The sequence below is a fragment of the Flavobacterium sp. AG291 genome, from assembly GCF_003350375.1.
Classification (GTDB): domain Bacteria; phylum Bacteroidota; class Bacteroidia; order Flavobacteriales; family Flavobacteriaceae; genus Flavobacterium; species Flavobacterium suzhouense.
Genome location: NZ_QQAR01000005.1, coordinates 168,395 through 187,409, shown reverse-complemented (window position 1 = coordinate 187,409; position 19,015 = coordinate 168,395). Strand labels below are relative to the sequence as shown.

Sequence of the window (19,015 nt, the reverse complement as noted above, 5' to 3'; positions counted from 1 at the left end):
ATTCACACTCCAAAAAATTTACGAATATGGAAGAAAACACATCAACGCTCGATATTAGGGCGATTAATGAAAAAATAGAAAGGGAAAGTGCTTTTGTAGATATGCTTTTCATGGAAATGAATAAAGTTATCGTAGGACAAAAGTATATGATTGAACGACTGCTTATAGGTCTTTTAGGACAGGGGCATATACTGCTTGAAGGTATGCCGGGTCTTGCAAAAACCCTTGCAATTAATACACTGAGTCAGGCCGTGCACGGAAAATTCAGCCGTATACAGTTCACACCCGATTTACTTCCTGCCGATGTTGTAGGTACTATGATCTACAACATTAAACAAAACGAATTTACAATTAAGAAAGGTCCTGTTTTTGCCAACTTCGTGCTTGCCGATGAGATTAACAGGGCTCCTGCCAAAGTGCAGTCAGCATTGCTTGAGGCAATGCAGGAAAAACAAGTAACCATAGGCGAAGATACTTTTAAGCTGGAAAAACCATTCCTGGTAATGGCTACCATGAACCCGGTAGAGCAGGAAGGTACTTATCCGCTTCCTGAAGCTCAGGTAGACCGTTTTATGCTTAAAGCGGTTATTGACTATCCTAAAATGGAAGATGAGCGCCATGTAATCCGTCAGAATCTGAAAGGGGCTTATGATAAAGTGAACCAGGTGGTTACTTTAGACCAGATACTTCGTGCACAGGAAGCTGTACGTGAAGTGTATATGGACGAAAAAATTGAAAAATATATTCTTGATATCATATTTGCTACCCGTTATCCTGAAAATTATAAGCTGGAAAAATTAAAACCGCTTATCAGTTTTGGGGCATCACCAAGGGGTAGTATCAATCTTGCAACTGCTGCAAAATGTTATGCCTTCATCAAACGCAGAGGTTTTGTAATACCTGAAGATGTAAGGGCAGTAGTTCACGATGTGCTTCGCCACAGAATAGGGGTTACCTATGAGGCAGAAGCTGAAAACATTACTTCTGTAGATATCATCAACAAGATCGTTAACGAGATCGAAGTGCCATAAAACGAGTTTAAAGTTTAAATGTTTAAAGTTCAAAGTTTCAGTACTGTTATACCGGTTTTGTAAACTTTCTAACATTCAACATTACAACATTTAACTAATAAATTATGGATACAAAAGATATACTAAAAAAGGTTCGCAAGATCGAGATAAAAACCCGAAGGCTGAGCAATCATATCTTCTCGGGTGAATATCATTCGTCTTTCAAAGGAAGGGGTATGACCTTTAGCGAGGTGCGGCAGTACCAGTTTGGCGACGATGTACGTGCTATAGACTGGAATGTTACCGCGCGTTACAACGAACCTTACATTAAGGTTTTTGAAGAGGAACGTGAACTTACCATGATGCTTATGGTAGACGTTTCGGGGTCGGAGAGCTTTGGTACAAAAAACGAGTTCAAGAAAGATATTGTTACCGAAATTGCCGCTACCATGGCTTTTAGCGCTACCCAAAACAATGATAAGATTGGGCTTATTCTTTTCTCAGACCAGATTGAGCTTTTCATTCCGCCAAAGAAAGGAAAATCACACGTGTTGAGGATTATCCGCGAGCTTATTGAGTTTGAGCCGAAAAGCAAAAAAACGGATATAAGCCAGGCGCTGAAGTTTTTGAGTGGCGTGCTTAAAAAGAAGGCTATCGTTTTTGTGATTTCTGATTTTATGGCATCGCCCGATTATGAGCATACGCTAAAGATAGCTTCAAAAAAGCACGATATTACAGGGGTGAGGGTATACGACATCCGCGAGGAAGAGATGCCTAACATCGGCCTTGTAAACATGCTCGATGCCGAGACCGGACAAAGCATGCTGGTAAATACCGGTGCAAAATCGGTAAGGCTGCAGTATGGCGCATATTATCAGGAAAGGCTGAAATATTTTAAAGATACCTTTAGCCGATGTGGTGCCGGTGCTGTGAGCACCAGGGTAGACGAGTCGTATGTAACCAAACTGTTGGGCTACTTTAAGTCCAGATAGAAAACCAGTGGTGAAAACAAAAAAGAAATGATTAGGACAAAACTGTATACAATACTATTCCTTCTGGCTGCCGTTACTGTTTTCGGACAGCAAAAGCAGGTTCAGGCAAGTATTGATTCTACCAAAATAAAGATCGGTTCCCAGTTTAACCTTACGCTAAAAACCAAAGTTGATACGGCTTCCCGTGTAAGTTTTCCGGAAGGCAGAAGCTTTGGGCAGCTTGAGGTGCTGGAGTCATATCCTGTGGATACCATTAAGGATGGAGCTATGTATGAGCTGGTAAAAAAATACGGGCTTACACAGTTCGATTCGGGCAGGTACATAATACCGTCTTTGCCGGTAGTCATCAATAACAAGATGATTAAAACCGACTCCCTGCGCATTGAGGTAAACAATATTAAAGTGGATACCCTGAAGCAAAAGATGTATGACATTAAGCCTGTGCTTAAAGGGCAGTCCAATACGTCTTTCTGGTTATGGATACTGTTTGCCGTTGTAGCAACGGGAGTAGCAGCTTATGGGTTGTGGCATTACCTTAAGAACAGGAAACCGGCAGAGCCTAAAGCTAAAAAAGAAGAACTTATATCTCCGATAGAAAGAGCTTCGCGTGAGCTTAAAGAGCTTGAAAAGAGAGAACTGCTTGAAAAAGGAGCTGTAAAAGACTATTATAGCCAGCTTACGGATATTGCCCGTACTTATATAGAAGAGGCTATTCACGTTCCGGCAATGGAAAGCACTACCAGTGAGCTGATTGACGCGATGAGAGATGCTGTTCGTAAAAAGAAAATGAACTTGTCTCAGGAAACTTTTGAAGAGCTTGAAAAGATTCTTCGTACGGCCGATATGGTGAAGTTTGCCAAATCACGTCCGCTTGATTTTGAGATTGCAGAAGACCGCAAGAGGGTAGAAAAAACCATTGTGGTTATAGACCGAAGCATTCCTGAAGAGAAGGAAGAAGACGATATTCATACACAGCTTTGGCTCGATGCGCAGGCAAAGAAAAAAGCGAAAAGGAAAAAGACTATCATAATACTGAGTTCGGTAGCGGCAATTTTAGTTGCTTTTGGAGTTTCGGTATATGTTTTCGGGATGGAATACCTTAGGGATAACTTTATTGGACACGCGACAAAAGAACTACTGGATGGCGAATGGGTAAAGAGTGAATATGGTGATCCGGGAGTAATTATTGAAACACCAAAGGTACTTAAACGATCTCCTTTATTGGCTAAAATGACACAGCAAAACAATCCGCATGTAAGAGATGCATCGGTGTTTGCTTATGGTTCTATGACCGATAATTTCTATGTTACGGTATCTACGACTACTTATAAGGATTCTGTTCAGATCGATCTTCCTGCAACCGTAGAGCTTGCAATGAAGTCTATGGAAGCACAGGGAGCTACTAACATATTGGTAAAAAACGAAGATTTTAATACCGATAAAGGGATATCAGGTATAAGGGCTTATGGAAATATGTCTATGCCGGATCCTGTTACAAAAACTCCTGTAAGAGTATATTACGAGCTGCTTTTCTTTAAGCAAAAAGAAGGACTGCAACAGGTAATGATAATGCATAAGGAAGGTGACGAATATGGAACGCAGATACTCGAACGAATAAAGAACTCCGTTGAATTAAAGGTAAATTAATTATGAAAGACGTAACTTTTTTACATCCGGGTTTCTTTTGGCTGTTTGCATTGTTGCCATTAGCCATTGGCTGGTATATATGGACACGCAAAAAACAGACAGCTACATTAAAAATAAGTTCGCTTAACGCCTTTAAAGCTAAACCATCGCTGCTTGGCAGGCTTAAGCCGTTATTGTTTGTGTTGAGATTATTGGCGTTAAGCTGCATGATTGTTGCCTTAGCAAGACCCAGAACGGTAGATGTGAACAACAAAACGAAAACAACACGTGGTATCGATATTGTTATTGCAATGGACGTATCGGGCAGTATGCTGGCACGCGACCTGAAGCCTAACCGTATGGAGGCTCTTAAGAGCGTTGCCCAAAAATTCGTTGACGGACGTCCTAACGATCGTATAGGACTTGTGGTATATGCCGGCGAAGCTTATACTAAAACTCCGGTTACCAGTGATAAGGCATTAGTTATAGATGCCATTAAATCGGTAAAATATGATGAGACCGTACTAAAAGACGGTACGGGTATTGGTGTTGGTCTTGCAACGGCTGTAAACCGACTGAAAGACAGCAAGGCAAAAAGTCGCGTTATCATTTTGCTTACTGATGGGGTAAACAATTCGGGGGTTATAGACCCGCGAATGGCTGCCGATATCGCTAAAGAGTATGGTATCAAGGTTTACACCATTGGTATTGGAACAAACGGTATGGCCGAGTTTCCGTATGCTAAAAAACCGGATGGCGGTTTTGTATACAAAATGATGCAGGTAGAGATAGACCAGGAACTGATGAAGGAAATTGCCAAAAAGACGAATGGTAAGTACTTCAGGGCTACATCTAACACCAAGTTGAAATCTATTTACGACGAGATCAACAAACTCGAGACTACAGAGATCGAGGAGATGAAATATTACAATTACGACGAGAAATTCCATATGTGGGCATGGATAGCATTTGGATTGCTGCTTGCCGAAATAGTGGCGAGGAAAACCCTTTACAGAAGCTTTATTTAGTATGTACGAATTAGACGAACCAAAATACTTATACCTGCTGGGCATTATCCCGGTATTGCTGTTGCTGTTCCTGCTAAATTTGTATTGGCAGAAAAAAAAGCAGCGTGAGTTTGGCGATCCTGAACTGGTAAAAAAATTAACTCCCAACAGGTCGGTTTTTAAGGCTGCCCTTAAACTGGTTGTGTTTCTTTTAGCTCTTTCGGGCATCATAATTGCATTGGTAAACCCGAAAATTGGTACTAAAGTAGAAACCGTAAAAAGGGAAGGGGTTGACATTGTTTTTGCGGTAGACGTATCGAAGAGTATGCTTGCCGAAGACATGGCGCCTAACCGACTTGAAAAAGCAAAACAGATCGTTTCTCAGGTTATCAATCAGTTGGGGACAGACAGGATAGGTATTGTTGCCTATGCCGGAAGTGCTTATCCGGTACTGCCTATTACCGGCGATTACAGTGTAGCAAAAATGTTCCTTCAGAACATGAATACCGATATGGTTTCCTCTCAGGGAACTGCCATCAGTGATGCGCTGGAACTGGCAACATCTTATTTTGACGATCCGCAAACCAGTAAACTGGTTATATTGATATCAGACGGTGAAGATCATGGCGAAGGCAGTCTTGAGGCTGCTCAGGCACTTAAAGAAAAAGGTATTAAACTAGTAACTGTAGGTGTAGGTACTGAAAAAGGAGGGCCTATTCCGCTTAAGGTTAACGGGCGTACTGAAAGCTTTAAGCGTGACAGTGATGGTAATGTGGTGGTTACAAAATTGTATCCGCAGGACCTGAAAAGCATTGCTGCGGCGACCAAAGGCGGATATGTTTATGGTAAAAGTACCCGTGAAGTGTCAGACTATGTGAAAAATGCTCTGGATAACATGGAGAAAACCGAATTTGAAGCCAAACAGATGGCGGTATACGATTCGCAATACCAATGGTTTTTAGGTGCAGCATTTTTATTGCTGTTTATTGATGTATTCCTGCTTGAAAGGAAAACAGCATGGATTAGCAAACTTAACCTGTTTAATGAAAAAGAATAATGAGGAGACTATTTACATACGGCCTGCTTTTATTTACAGTGCTTTCGTTTGCGCAGGCTAAGCCAAAAAGAGATAAAGACCTTGAGAAAGGGAACAAAGAATTTAAGAGTAATCACTATATTGAGGCAGAGGCTGATTACAGGATATCAAAATCCAAATCGCCCACTAAGGCATCAGCTGCCTACAATCTTGGGAATGCCATATACAGGCAGGGACAAAGTGCAGAAGCTGCTTATGCTTATCTGGATGCTATAAAGAGTGCTTCTACCAAGCAGCAAAAGCATATGGCTTACCATAACCTGGGTAATATCTTTATGAAAGAAAAGAATTATCAGGAAGCTGTTGAGGCCTATAAGAATGCGCTTCGTAATAACCCTGCGGATGAAAAAACCAGGTACAATTTTGCATTGGCAAAGGAAATGCTGAAAAATAATCCGCCGCCACTGCAAAAACCGCCTCAGGACGATAAAGACAAAAAAGACCAAAACAAGGACGATAAGCAGCAGCAACCTAACGGTGGCGGTGGCAATGACCAGAAGGATAAAGGCGACAAAGGCAAAGATAAGGGCGATAACGGAGACCAGAAGGACAATAAGGGCCACGAAAAAGGGGATCAGAAAAAGGATGGTGACAAAGGGGAACCTAAAGATGATGGCGACCAGAAAGATAAAGGCCAGCCTAAGCCGGAAGCCGGACCAAGCCCATCTAAACAACGTATGGAAAACCTGCTTGATGCCATGAATAATGAAGAGAAAAAAATTCAGGATAAGGTTAATGGCAGAAAGGTTAAGGTAAGGCCAAACAACAACCAGCAAAAAGACTGGTAACATTTTTAGCTTTACTGCTACTAATAATCGGTCTGTCATTGTGAGCGGAACGTAGTGTAGCGTGGCAATCTAAAAAGATTGCTTCGGCGTACCTCCTCGCAATGACGGCGTAGATAAAAAACTATAACTTAAAAACGCAATATTTTCAGGTTAAGCAAAGAACGATGAAAAGATACATCTTACTATTATTGCTTTTTGTACAGGGCATATATGCCCAACAGGTAGAATTTAAGGCCGTACCGAGCAAAACATCTCTGGGTATAAACGAACGCCTTATTGTTGAGTTTACCATGAATCAGGATGGGGACAATTTTACGCCTCCGCAATTTCCGGGGTTTAAGGCTTCGGGACCTCAGCAGATGGTAAGCAATTCATGGATAAACGGGAAACGTACTTTTAGCAGAAGCTATAAGTACCTGCTTATCCCTACTGCAAAAGGAAATTTTACCATAGGTTCGGCTACGATAATTATAGGGGGGTATGAATACAAAACAGCCCCTATAAAAGTTAAGGTTGGTGATGCCATTGCAGGTGCCGACCCGAATCCGTATGCTAACAACCAGCAGCACCAGCAGGAAATGCAGCAGAATGTAGATCAGGGTGTACATTTGGTAGCTGAGGTTAGTAAAACCAATCCGTATGTAAACGAACCTGTTACCGTTGTATATAAAATCTATGTTAGCCCTTACACAGCCGTGGGAGGATGGAAAGAAGTTTCGTCTCCACAGTACAATGATTTTTGGAGTCAGAATATAGATATTAAGAATCCAGCAGTCCAGACAGAAAATTACCAGGGACAGGAATACCGTATGCTTGTATTGCGTAAAACGGTATTGTATCCTCAAAAAGATGGTAAGCTGGAAATTGAACCATTAACCCTTGATGTATCTATGGAAGTGCCTAACGGCAGAAGAGATATTTTTGGGCGTCAGTTTATGGTGGCTACAAATAAGGTAGTGTCGGCAGGAAAGAAATTTATTAATGTAAAACCGCTTCCGGAGAAAGGAAAACCGGCAGACTTTACCGGTGCCGTAGGTAGTTTTAGCTTTACGGTTAAGCCATCGGCTACTGTTAGCAAAAACGGAGAGCCAATACAGTTAGATATTGCAGTATCAGGCAAAGGTAACCTTAAGCTGTTTACGTTGCCTAAACCACAAGTACCGGCAGCACTGGAAATGTACGACCCGGAGCATAAAGAAAACATTTCAACACCTTTGAGCGGTATGCAGGGTAGTATATCAGATAGCTATACGATAGTGCCGCAAAACAAAGGTAAATACCCTATAAAGGAATTGTCGTTCTCTTGGTTTGATCTTGCAACACATACCTACAAAACCATTACGCATGATGAGATTATGATAAATGTGCTTAATGTACAGGAAAATCAGGAGAGTGCCGATAAGGGAGACAGCAACAAGAAAGATGTTAAATCGGCAGAGCCATTCCGATTTATAGCATTAGAAACATCTCTTAAACCTGTTGAGCGTGATGATTTCTTTGGTTCAGGGCTGTTCTGGGGATTACTCTTTGCGCCATTCCTTTTGATTCCGTTTATCATCTTCGGAAGGAAGAAAAAAGAAGCGTATGACAGCGATGTTGTGGGCAGCAAAATAAGGCAGAACAATAAGCTTGCGAAAAAGTTCCTTGGGGAAGCTAAAAAGCAACTTGGTAACAAGGCAGGATTCTATTTGGCACTGGAAAAAGCACTGCATAATTTCCTTAAGGCAAAACTGCATATTGAAACCGCCGACATGAGCCGTGATAATATTAAAGAATTATTGCTGTCGCGTAATGCCAAAGAAGAAACCGTAGCTGATTTCAGTAAGATAATGGACAGCTGTGAGTTTGCAAGGTATGCACCATCGTCAGATTCGGCTATGCAGAATGACTACGACAGCGCGGTGGCGGTAATCACGGCATTAGAAAAGCAGATTTAGTAGTGAGATGTTAGATATTAGAATTGAGAGCTTTTAACCACAAAGCCCACAAAGAAGGCACAATGTTCACAAAGCTTTGTGTTCTTTAAACGAAGTGCTATCATCGTGTTCTTTGTGAAAAGACTTTGTGAACCTTGTGGTTAAATTTATACAAATGACAGAAAACGAAATAGCTAAAATTGTTTACGAATGTTCTCTTAAAGTCCACAAGGCGTTAGGGCCTGGACTATTAGAAAGTGCCTATTGTGAATGTTTATGTTATGAATTATACAAAAAGGGCCTGTTTGTTGAAAAGCAAAAAGCATTGCCTTTAATTTATGAAGAAGTAAAATTAGAAATTGGCTACAGAATGGACATTGTAGTTGAAAACAAATTTGTTATAGAAGTTAAGTCTGTAGAAGAATTAAACGATATTCATTTAGCACAACTTTTAACGTATTTAAAATTATCAGGAAATAAGTTAGGGATGTTAATTAATTTCAATGTTCCTTTGATAAAGGACGGAATCAGAAGAGTTATAAATGGGACTTTATAAGATGAAAAAGCTAATTTACATTTTAATAACAATATTGCTTACTCAGGCCACTGTGGCGCAGGGTGCTTTTGAGAAGGCTAATGCATTGTATCGTAAAGGTAATTATGCCGATGCGGCACAGGAGTATGAAAGTATCCTGAAAGGAAAGAAAGAATCGGCGGAGGTGTATTTTAACCTTGGTAATGCGTATTACAAAATGGGTAAGATAGCACCATCAGTCTATAATTTTGAAAAAGCGCTTCAGCTTGATCCTAACAATAAAGATGCTCAGATAAATCTGGGATATGCTAAAAAAATGACCATAGACAACATTAAGGAAGTACCTAAAGTAGGTTTCTCTAAAATGTTGTACAACCTTACAGGAACTTATCACTACAATACCTGGGCATGGATAGCAGTAGGCTTTGCCTTTGCGTTTCTGGCTATGTTTATAGGATATTATTTTGCGGGCAGCACACTGATAAAGCGCGTATTCTTCTTTGCCATGTTTGTAATGCTGCTTGTAATTGTCATCAGTGTGTTGTCGGCTGTTTTTGTAAAGTCTGTCGAGAATAATCAGCATCCTGCCATAGTTTTTGCCGAAGTGATCGCCGTTAAGAGCGAACCGTCACAAAACTCAGAAGATGCTTTTGTACTGCACGAAGGAACAAAAGTGAACGTGCTGGAAACCGTAGACAACTGGAAAAAGATTGAACTTGCCGATGATAGCGTAGGCTGGATTGAAAGCAGCGCTATTAAGGAGGTGAAATAGCTTATAGTTATAAAGTTAAACGTAATAAAGTTGAAAGTTGATGCCTTATTAAATGATTTGGCATAAAACTTTCAACTTTACTACTTTATTACTTTCAACCAACCCCCTCATTTATTTTTATTAACTTTGTCGCACTAAATTTTTTACATGATACAATCGATGACGGGGTTTGGTAAAGCTTCTTTACAGTTACCCACAAAAAAGATTACCGTAGAAATTAAATCGCTGAACAGTAAAGGCCTTGATGTAAGCGTAAGGATGCCATCGGCTTTTCGTGAGATGGAACTTGGGCTTCGTAACAAGATAGGTGTTAAGCTGGAACGCGGAAAAATAGATTTTTCGTTGTTTGTAGAAGTTACTGGCGAAGAAACCTCATCTAAGATCAATGCACCCATCGTAAAGGCATACATCGCCCAGATGCAGGAAGTTATTCCGGATGCCGATCCTACCGAACTGATGAAAATGGCTGTGCGTATGCCGGATGTCCTTAAAACAGAACGTGAAGAGATTGACCCGAATGAATGGCAAAACATTGAGGGTGTTATCGATCAGGCGCTGGAAAACATACAAAGCTTCAGGATAAGTGAGGGTGTAGCCCTTGAGAAAGAATTCCTTTCGCGCATAGCAAACATTTTGGCATTTATGCATGAGGCTGTTTCTCTTGACGGCGAGCGTATCGCTAATGTAAAAGCAAGGCTTCGTACTGCTATAGATGAGCTTACTGTAAACGTGGATGAGAACCGTTTTGAACAGGAGCTTATATACTATCTTGAAAAGATGGATATTACCGAGGAAAAAGTGCGCCTTGAAAACCACCTGAACTATTTTATAGAAACCCTGGCGGGAACTGAAGCTAACGGACGTAAACTTGGGTTTATTACTCAGGAAATGGGACGTGAGATAAACACTATGGGTTCTAAATCAAACCACGCCAAGATGCAAAAGCTGGTAGTGCAGATGAAAGATGAGCTTGAAAAGATAAAAGAACAGGTATTAAACGTTCTATAGAGATTAGATGAAAGACGTCAGATAATAGACGTTTATGTAAAAAGATATAATGAAAAAAGGAAAATTACTAGTGTTCTCGGCTCCGTCGGGATCAGGAAAAACAACAATAGTAAAACATTTACTGGAACAGCCGGATCTTAATCTGGCTTTTTCAGTTTCGGCAGCTACACGAAGTGCCCGCGAAGGAGAGGTTAATGGTAAAGACTATCACTTTATCACCCTGGAAGAATTCAAGCAGCATATTAAACACGACGATTTTGTAGAGTGGGAAGAAGTATACCGTGACAACTTTTATGGTACGCTGAAGACCGAGATTGAGCGTATTTGGGCAGAGGGTAAAAACGTGATATTTGATATTGACGTTGCAGGAGGCCTTCGCATCAAGAGGAAATTTCCTGAAGAGACACTGGCTGTGTTTGTAAAACCACCAAGTATTGATGAACTTAAGATACGTCTTAAGAAACGCAGCACCGAGAGTGAGGATAAGATCAATATGCGTATTGCAAAGGCATCGGTAGAGCTGGCAACAGCACCTCAGTTTGACACCATCATCAAAAACTACGACCTTGATACTGCAAAAGTGGAAGCCTATGAGCTTGTTAAGCAGTTTTTAGCAGATTAATTATAACAACCGCGATTTTTAGTCGCGGTTTGTCATTCTGAACGGAATGTAATGGAGTGAAGGCACGAGGCTGAAGGCCGACTGGCGTAGCAATCTTAGTTTATAACAGAGATCCTTCCTTCGTCAGGATGACAAAGATTCCAAATAATATGAAAGTAGGGTTATACTTCGGGACATTTAATCCCATTCATACAGGGCATCTTATTATTGCCAATCACATGGCCGAATATAGCGGTCTTGACCAGATATGGATGGTTGTAACGCCTCATAATCCGCTAAAGAAGAAAAGTACCCTGCTGGAAGATCATCATCGCTTACAGATGGTGTTTCTGGCTACTGAAGATTATCCCAAGCTAAAACCCAGTGATGTTGAGTTTCGCCTGCCACAGCCAAATTATACTGTGAATACGCTGGCACATTTGCAGGAGAAATTTCCAACGCATGAGTTTTCCCTGATAATGGGCGAAGATAACCTGAACTCGCTGCATAAATGGAAAAACTATGATGTGTTGCTTCAAAATCACCATATCTACGTTTATCCACGCATTAGTACTGACACTTTAAATCCTGAATTTGAAAATCATCCGCATATTCACATGATAGATGCGCCCGTAGTTGAAATCTCAAGTACATTCATAAGAAATGGGGTTAAAGAAGGTAAGAATGTACAGCCACTATTACCGCATAAGGTATGGCAGTATATAGAACATAACCTGTTTTATAAGAAATAATATAAAATAAAAAATCCTGAGTAACCAGCTCAGGATTTTTTAATTAAAACAGTCCAATTTCGGGGGCGGATAATCTGTTTTAGATGCCAGTGCTGTGGGGGCAGCAGCAAGCGATAAACCAATAACCAATCTTAAATCACATGACAAACGTACGGCGGGTTTTTATAGTAAAAAATTTTATGAGGTAAAGGTTGGTAATGTGTCGGTTAAGGTCGGAAAACCTTAAGTTTTGACAAATAAAAAATCCTGAGTAACCAGCTCAGGATTTTTTATTTAAAACAGTCCATTTTGGGGGCAAATCATCTGTTTTGGGTGCCAGTGCTGTGGGGGCAGCAGCAAGCGATAAACCAATCAACCAATCTTAAATCTGAAACAAACGTACGGCGCATTTTTATGCCAAAAAAGTTTATGAGGTAAAGGGTAAAAATGTGTCGGTTAACAGGTAATGCTTAACAATACTTTACCATACCCGATTGACCTATTTTGTACCTTTGGGTAAAATTTATAAAAACCATGCTGAATTTTGAATATTATAACCCTGTGAACTATGTGTTTGGCAGGGGCCAGATTGCTAAGTTAACTTCTCTTATACCTAAAAATGCCAAAGTGCTTTTGGCTTATGGTGGAGGAAGTATTTTTAATAACGGCGTACACAAACAGGTTATCGATGCCCTTGCAGGGTATGAGATTACCGAGTTTGGGGGTATTGAGCCTAACCCACGCTATGAAACCGTAATGAAAGCGGTGGAGATTGTCCGCGAAAAGAATATCGATTTTATTCTTGCTGTGGGTGGAGGATCGGTTATAGATGGGGTGAAATTTATCTCGGCTGCTGTAAAATTTGAAGGAGATCCGGTTGATATCCTGGTAAAACGAATCAGGATACTTGATAACACCATTCCTTTTGGTACGGTGCTTACTCTCCCTGCAACAGGCAGCGAAATGAACTCGGGTTCGGTTATCACTATCGATAAGACACAGGAAAAACTAAGTTTCGGTGGTCCTGCTGTATTCCCGGTATTTTCCATTTGTGACCCTGAAACAGTGGCTTCATTGCCGAAACGCCAGGTGCAGAATGGTATTATCGATGCCTATACGCACGTTATGGAACAGTATCTTACCTATCCGCATGATGCCCTGCTTCAGGACAGGATAGCCGAAAGCATTTTGCAGACGCTTATAGAGATTGGCCCGGGCGTTGCTGAAAATCCTTCTGACTATAAATTGGCGGCCAATTTTATGTGGTGCGCTACTATGGCGCTGAACGGACTTATACAAAAAGGAGTGCCTACAGATTGGGCTACACACATGATAGGGCATGAGCTTACAGCTTTGTACGAGATTGACCATGCGCGCACGCTGGCAATTATTGGCCCTAACCTGTATCGAGTAATGTTTGAGACTAAAAAGGAAAAGCTGGCACAATACGGCAGAAGGGTTTTAAACATAACTGAAACCGATACTGAAAAGGCGGCACTGGAAGCTATTGAGAAAACAGTTGAGTTTTTCCATAAGATGGGTATGGAGACTAAAATATCCAACTATACTAATGATTATGAAAGCACTGCCGATTTTATCGTGAAACGTTTTGAAGAACGTGGCTGGAAAGGTCTTGGCGAACGCCAGAATATAACGCCGGAGAAAGTAAGGGCCATTGTTGAGATGAGCTATTAGCATAAATTATAAAAGGCATTCCGGAAATACCTGAATGCCTTTTAAACACCAAAAACAAAAAATTTTTATTAACCTTATGTTGTACATCCCCAAGTGTAAACAGAAGTCTAATGAATAACGGACACGAAAGGGTTTACATTGTTTGGGGTTGTCATAATTTAATGTTAATGTTTTCTTAAATAAAATATCCCTGTACTGCCGTATTCGCTAAAAATGCAGGCTAGATTTGTTTATTTTTAAGTATTTTTGACCTTTCAAACATAAAGGAAACATGAGTGATACTCCAAAGTTCGCTGTTATAGGTGGTGGAAGCTGGGCGACGGCTATTGCTAAAATGCTGTGCTCTAATGTGCCGGAAATAGCATGGTACATGCGTAACAACGATGCTATTGAGCATTTAAAACTGCAAAAACACAATCCTAACTATTTGAGTTCTGTTGAGTTTGATACCAATAAGTTACTTCTTACCAGCGATATTAATGAGGCTGTGGCTTATGCTGACTATGTAATCTTTGCCATACCATCGGCTTTTTTAAGCAAAGAGCTTGAAAAGCTTACGGTAAGCCTTGAAGACAAGGTTATATTTTCGGCTATTAAAGGTATTGTTCCGGAAACAAGCCTTATTGTTGGCGAACATTTCCATGATAAATACAATATCTCATACGACAATATCGGTGTTATCACGGGTCCGTGTCACGCTGAAGAGGTGGCACTTGAGCGCCTTTCTTATCTTACCATTGCCTGCGGAAACGAGAAAAAGGCAAAAATAATGGGCAAGAACCTTAACAGCCACTATATAAAAACAAAAACGTCTGACGATATTGTTGGCACGGAATATGCTGCTATGCTGAAAAATATTTATGCTATTGCGGCGGGTATTGCACATGGTCTTGGCTATGGTGATAACTTTCAGGCGTTGCTGATGAGTAATGCCATCCGCGAGATGAAAAAATTCATCCGTAAAGTGCATAAGATGAAGCGTAATATCAATAACTCAGCATATCTGGGCGACTTGTTGGTTACCGGTTATTCTGTATTCTCAAGGAACCGTATGTTTGGTAACATGATTGGTAAGGGCTATACGGTAAAATCGGCCATGATGGAAATGAGCATGGTTGCCGAGGGGTATTATGCTGCAAAAAGCGCCTATAACCTGAATAAGGAATTTAAGGCAAAAACACCAATTATTGACGCTGTTTACAGTATTTTATATGAAGGCAGGGATGCCAAAACCGTTTTTAATAAACTAACCGAAAAACTTGATTAAATAAATAACCTCTATGGACCATCTGATTAACCATCCCGGTATACTGGCCGGATTCTCTATTCTGGTAGTTATAATGCTTTTACTAGATTTGGGTGTTTTTAATAAGAACAGCCACGAGGTATCGAACAAAGAAGCACTTACCTGGTCTGTAGTCTGGATATCACTGGCAATGGCATTTAGTGGTGTTATTTATTATTACCTCGGTTTCGAACAGTTTACACAATTTCAGAGTGCCTATTGGATTGAAAAAGCGCTTTCGGTAGATAATCTCTTTGTTTTCATTCTTGTATTTGGCTTTTTTAATGTCCCTAAGCACCTGCACCATAAAGTACTGTTTTGGGGTATTATTGGGGCATTGGTATTCCGTGCGATATTCATCTTTACGGGTGTAGAGCTTATTAATATGACCTATTTACCACCAATTGAGATTTTTGGTGCAGAGCGTGAGATAAATGTTGTTCTTTCGGCATTTGGTCTCTTTTTGGTTGTAGCGGGTATCAAATCCTGGACCGCTCACGAAGATGATGATGAAAACAAGGACTTTTCTAAAAGCCCGGGAGCACGTGTGGTATATCGTTTCTTTAATGTGACCAAAAACTACGAAGGGGATAATTTCTTTGTAAAGATAGATGGTAAAAAGCTTGCTACACCGCTATTGGTTGTAGTAGCCGTTATTGAGTTTACCGACCTTATTTTTGCGGTAGATTCCATCCCTGCAATATTTGCCATTGCTCCGGATGATCCTTTTATCCTTTATACATCAAACATATTTGCCATACTGGGGTTAAGGGCATTGTATTTCCTTTTGGCTAACTTTATGCATATGTTCAGCAGGCTGCATTACGGTCTTGCAGTAATACTGGCTTTTATAGGTGTAAAAATGCTAATAAGTCCTTTTTACCACATTTCTTCACCTCATTCGCTAATGGTAGTAGGAGGGGTGCTGATAATATCTGTAGCGGCTTCGTTGTTGTTTCCGGTAAAAGAGAAATAGTTGTCGGTTGTTGGTTGCCAGTTGCTGGATAGTTGCTGTTGGTCTGACAACCGACAACTAACAACCATCAACTACTTAACAGTAATCTCATCAATAAAAATAAAGGCATCACCGCCAGAGCCCTGGTGCCATTCCGGTAATTTGCCAAAGTTGTATGCTTTTACTTTTATGTAGCGTGCTTTTACATTAATAAGCGTTGCATCAAAGCTTTTTATAATCGATTCGTCTTGTTTTGGATCAATGGTATTCTGAATGGTATGTGCAAGGACAAAATTTACATTGTCATCAGAAACATAATATTCCACTTTAGCAGGCATCAGTATCCACGCACGGCTGTCCTGAAGGAATCGTGCTGATACTTCGTTTACTTTCTTTTTCTTTTGCAAATCGATAATGGCCTCAAAATCCTGCGACTGATAACCCTGCCAGTCGCCTTTGCGCCAGTTTTCAGTGCCAAGTATACCATCAATAAGACCCGTAGCACCGCCGGCATGATAGGCTCTGTTATACCTTGAATTAAGCTTTACGGTGTAGTTGTTTGGTTTTTTGATGAAAGTGGCTGTGACAGGTTTGCTCATGCCGCCTAATCCATCAGCGGCATAGGCTTGAATGATAGATGACTCTTTAATTGAGAATGGTCCTTTATAGATTGCATAAGAGCCTTTATCCTTTTCGTGCGGGTTAGAAACTTTATAAAACAAAATTGTTTCGGGGGCACGTCTTAGTGAGTCTTCTTTGTCAAGATGTGATATAATATTTACAGTCATCTTATCCTCAAACGATTTGCTCTCCGCTTCAATAGCCGGAACCGGAACAATCTCTTTATAGGCAAGTTGTTCTGATACAACATCATTATTGATGTCAAATGCTGCTATATCATCCTTATAGGAGGAAAGGTTAATGGTTCCCGAAGCTCCGTTTCCTGTATTTATATGTGTTTTTTTGAAGAATGGTTCAACCGTATTAAAATAAGTGGTCCCGGGAGTAACCTGATACATTCCCATACTGCTTAACACATACCAGGCACTCATCTGGCCACAGTCTTCATTTCCTATAAGCCCATCAGGAGTGTTTTTATAAAATTCGTTCAGGATATAGTGAACTTTCTCTTTAGTCTTTTCGGGCTTTCCAACATAATTATACAAATATGCCATATGATGGCTTGGCTCGTTACCCTGCGCATATTGGCCTACGAGTCCTGTAACGTCTACCTGTTCACGACCAGTAGTAGCACTTGGCGCATTGAACATCTCATCCAGTTTGGCTTCAAAGGCTTTTTCTCCTCCAAAGGCTTCTATCATGCCTTTAATATCCTGGGGTACAAAGAAGGTGTAATGCCAGCTATTACCCTCGGTGTAGTTATTGTTTACTTCACGCGGGTCGAAAGGCTTATCCCAGCCACCATTTTTGCGCGGGCGCATATTTTTGGTTTCAGGGTCAAGCAGGTTTTTCCAGCTTTGCGAACGGGTGATGAAATACTCATAGTCTTTTGTATGACCCAAGATGCTTGCCATTTGGGCAATACACCAGTCGTCATAGGCATATTCAAGCGTTTTAGAAACGCTCTCGTGTTCATCATCAATGCTGATGTAACCATTGGCTTTATAGGCTTTAAGGCCCAAATGATCCAGCATTGCACTATGTTTGGCGGCTTCGAATGCCTTTTCATAGTCAAAGCCTTTAATACCTTTAGCCATAGCATCGGCCATTACTGATACAGAGTGGTAACCTATCATGCAGTCGGTCTCATTGCTTGCCAGTTCCCAAACCGGAAGTATTCCGCCTTGCTCATACTGTTTGATAAACGTATTTATAAAGTCGCTGGTGCGTTTTTTGTCAATAAGGGTATATAGAGGGTGCGCTGCCCTAAAAGTGTCCCATAGCGAGAATACGGTGTAATAGTCAAAACCTTCGGCTTTGTGTATCTCGTTATCTCGTCCACGATACATACCGTCTACGTCCATGGCAATATTGGGCTGCATCATGGTGTGGTATAAAGCCGTGTAGAAGATCGCCAGTTTATCATTATCCTTTTCAGTGATCTCTATCTTGTGGAGTTCTTTATTCCAAAGGGTTTCGGCTGCTTTTTTAGTCTTTTTGAAATCAAAGCCCGGCATTTCAGCTTTCATGTTTTTTGCGGCACCTTGGTATCCTGTGGGTGACAATGCGACTTTTACCAATAGTTTTTCGCCTTTCTTCACATCTTTACTGAAGCTCATAGCCAGTAATGATCCAGCAAAGAATTTGTCGGTTACCTTAGCCGGGGCAAAGGCATTGTTATTCACCTTGGTAATGTTCATTGGGCTGCTGAACTCAATACGGGCATACACATATTGGTCTCTGGCCCATGCCGAACTGCGACGCAATACTTCAATCGTTTTGTTGTCAATCACACGCACTTCGCCCATAATAAGCTGGTCGCGGTGGTTCAGGTCGAGGATTATGTTTGCCTGACCGCTTTTGGAAAAAGTATATTGATGAAGCCCAACACGTGCAGTAGAAGTCAGTTCAACATTGATGTTATCGTTGTTAAGCTCTACGGCATAGTAGCCCGCCGTGGCTTTTTCGTTCATGTGGAAAAAAGGCGAGGAGTAGTCGTTTTTATCAAGGCTGGGTTCGCCCATGGTAGGCATCAGCATGATATCGCCATAGTCGGAAACGCCCGTTCCGTTCAGGTGGGTATGCGAAAAGCCATAGATCACATTATCCGAATAATGATAACCGCCACAGCCATCCCAACTGCCATCAATACGGGTGTCAGGGCTTAACTGTACCATGCCGAAAGGCACCGTAGCACCCGGAAAAGTGTGGCCGTGGCCTCCGGTCCCGATAAACGGATTTACATAAGAGGCTAAGTCAGCCGATTGCGAATATGATAAAACAGATAATAGACTGAATGCAAGTAGCGATAGCTTTTTCATTTCTGACCCAAAATTTTGATAAAGATGCGGATTTTTTGGAGAAAATGAAATAGTGA

General features: G+C 41.0%; 16 protein-coding genes. 15 read left to right on the top strand and 1 reads right to left on the bottom strand.

Annotated elements, in window-relative coordinates; translation table 11 throughout:
- Positions 1-26 precede the first annotated feature (26 nt).
- The 15 genes from DEU42_RS07735 to DEU42_RS07665 all read left to right on the top strand — a co-directional run bounded on the left by DEU42_RS07735 (position 27) and on the right by DEU42_RS07665 (position 16,038).
- On the top strand, positions 27-1,031 hold the full coding sequence (locus DEU42_RS07735; RefSeq protein ID WP_114757718.1) for an AAA family ATPase: 1,005 nt from the start codon (positions 27-29) through the stop codon (positions 1,029-1,031).
- A 104-nt stretch (positions 1,032-1,135) separates the two neighbouring features.
- A complete protein-coding gene (locus DEU42_RS07730; RefSeq protein ID WP_114757717.1) occupies positions 1,136-2,002 on the top strand; it encodes a DUF58 domain-containing protein in 867 nt (288 codons plus the stop codon).
- 30 nt (positions 2,003-2,032) lie between these two features.
- Positions 2,033-3,649 (top strand): BatD family protein, encoded by a 1,617-nt coding sequence (locus DEU42_RS07725; protein WP_199509068.1) that lies wholly within the window; start codon positions 2,033-2,035, stop codon positions 3,647-3,649.
- 2 nt (positions 3,650-3,651) lie between these two features.
- Entirely contained in the window at positions 3,652-4,656 is a 1,005-nt protein-coding gene (locus tag DEU42_RS07720) for a vWA domain-containing protein (protein WP_114757715.1), read from the top strand.
- A 1-nt stretch (position 4,657) separates the two neighbouring features.
- Positions 4,658-5,692, top strand: a complete 1,035-nt coding sequence (locus tag DEU42_RS07715; RefSeq protein ID WP_114757714.1) for a VWA domain-containing protein — start codon at positions 4,658-4,660, stop codon at positions 5,690-5,692.
- Entirely contained in the window at positions 5,692-6,519 is an 828-nt protein-coding gene (locus DEU42_RS07710) for a tetratricopeptide repeat protein (RefSeq protein ID WP_114757713.1), read from the top strand. The genes DEU42_RS07715 and DEU42_RS07710 overlap by 1 nt, the downstream gene beginning before the upstream one ends.
- A gap of 164 nt (positions 6,520-6,683) precedes the next feature.
- Positions 6,684-8,456: a BatD family protein gene (locus DEU42_RS07705; RefSeq protein ID WP_114757712.1), complete on the top strand. Its 1,773-nt coding sequence runs from the start codon at positions 6,684-6,686 to the stop codon at positions 8,454-8,456.
- 154 nt (positions 8,457-8,610) lie between these two features.
- Positions 8,611-8,991 (top strand): GxxExxY protein, encoded by a 381-nt coding sequence (locus DEU42_RS07700; protein ID WP_114757711.1) that lies wholly within the window; start codon positions 8,611-8,613, stop codon positions 8,989-8,991.
- A gap of 1 nt (position 8,992) precedes the next feature.
- Positions 8,993-9,742 (top strand): tetratricopeptide repeat protein, encoded by a 750-nt coding sequence (locus DEU42_RS07695; protein WP_114757750.1) that lies wholly within the window; start codon positions 8,993-8,995, stop codon positions 9,740-9,742.
- A gap of 147 nt (positions 9,743-9,889) precedes the next feature.
- The gene (locus DEU42_RS07690) at positions 9,890-10,750 is read left to right on the top strand and encodes a YicC/YloC family endoribonuclease (protein ID WP_114757710.1); all 861 of its coding nucleotides are present in this window, start codon (positions 9,890-9,892) and stop codon (positions 10,748-10,750) included.
- 49 nt (positions 10,751-10,799) lie between these two features.
- A complete protein-coding gene (gene gmk, locus DEU42_RS07685; RefSeq protein WP_114757709.1) occupies positions 10,800-11,372 on the top strand; it encodes a guanylate kinase in 573 nt (190 codons plus the stop codon).
- A gap of 149 nt (positions 11,373-11,521) precedes the next feature.
- Entirely contained in the window at positions 11,522-12,103 is a 582-nt protein-coding gene (gene nadD, locus DEU42_RS07680; RefSeq protein ID WP_114757749.1) for a nicotinate (nicotinamide) nucleotide adenylyltransferase, read from the top strand.
- 513 nt (positions 12,104-12,616) lie between these two features.
- A complete protein-coding gene (locus DEU42_RS07675; protein WP_114757708.1) occupies positions 12,617-13,777 on the top strand; it encodes an iron-containing alcohol dehydrogenase in 1,161 nt (386 codons plus the stop codon).
- Between the two features lie 271 nt (positions 13,778-14,048).
- Entirely contained in the window at positions 14,049-15,044 is a 996-nt protein-coding gene (locus tag DEU42_RS07670) for an NAD(P)H-dependent glycerol-3-phosphate dehydrogenase (protein ID WP_114757707.1), read from the top strand.
- A gap of 13 nt (positions 15,045-15,057) precedes the next feature.
- Positions 15,058-16,038, top strand: a complete 981-nt coding sequence (locus DEU42_RS07665) for a TerC family protein (protein WP_114757706.1) — start codon at positions 15,058-15,060, stop codon at positions 16,036-16,038.
- A gap of 71 nt (positions 16,039-16,109) precedes the next feature.
- Here the strand turns inward: DEU42_RS07665 and DEU42_RS07660 are convergent, their stop codons facing one another.
- Positions 16,110-18,959, bottom strand: coding sequence for a GH92 family glycosyl hydrolase (locus tag DEU42_RS07660; RefSeq protein ID WP_114757705.1), 2,850 nt, complete (start codon positions 18,957-18,959; stop codon positions 16,110-16,112).
- Positions 18,960-19,015 lie beyond the last annotated feature (56 nt).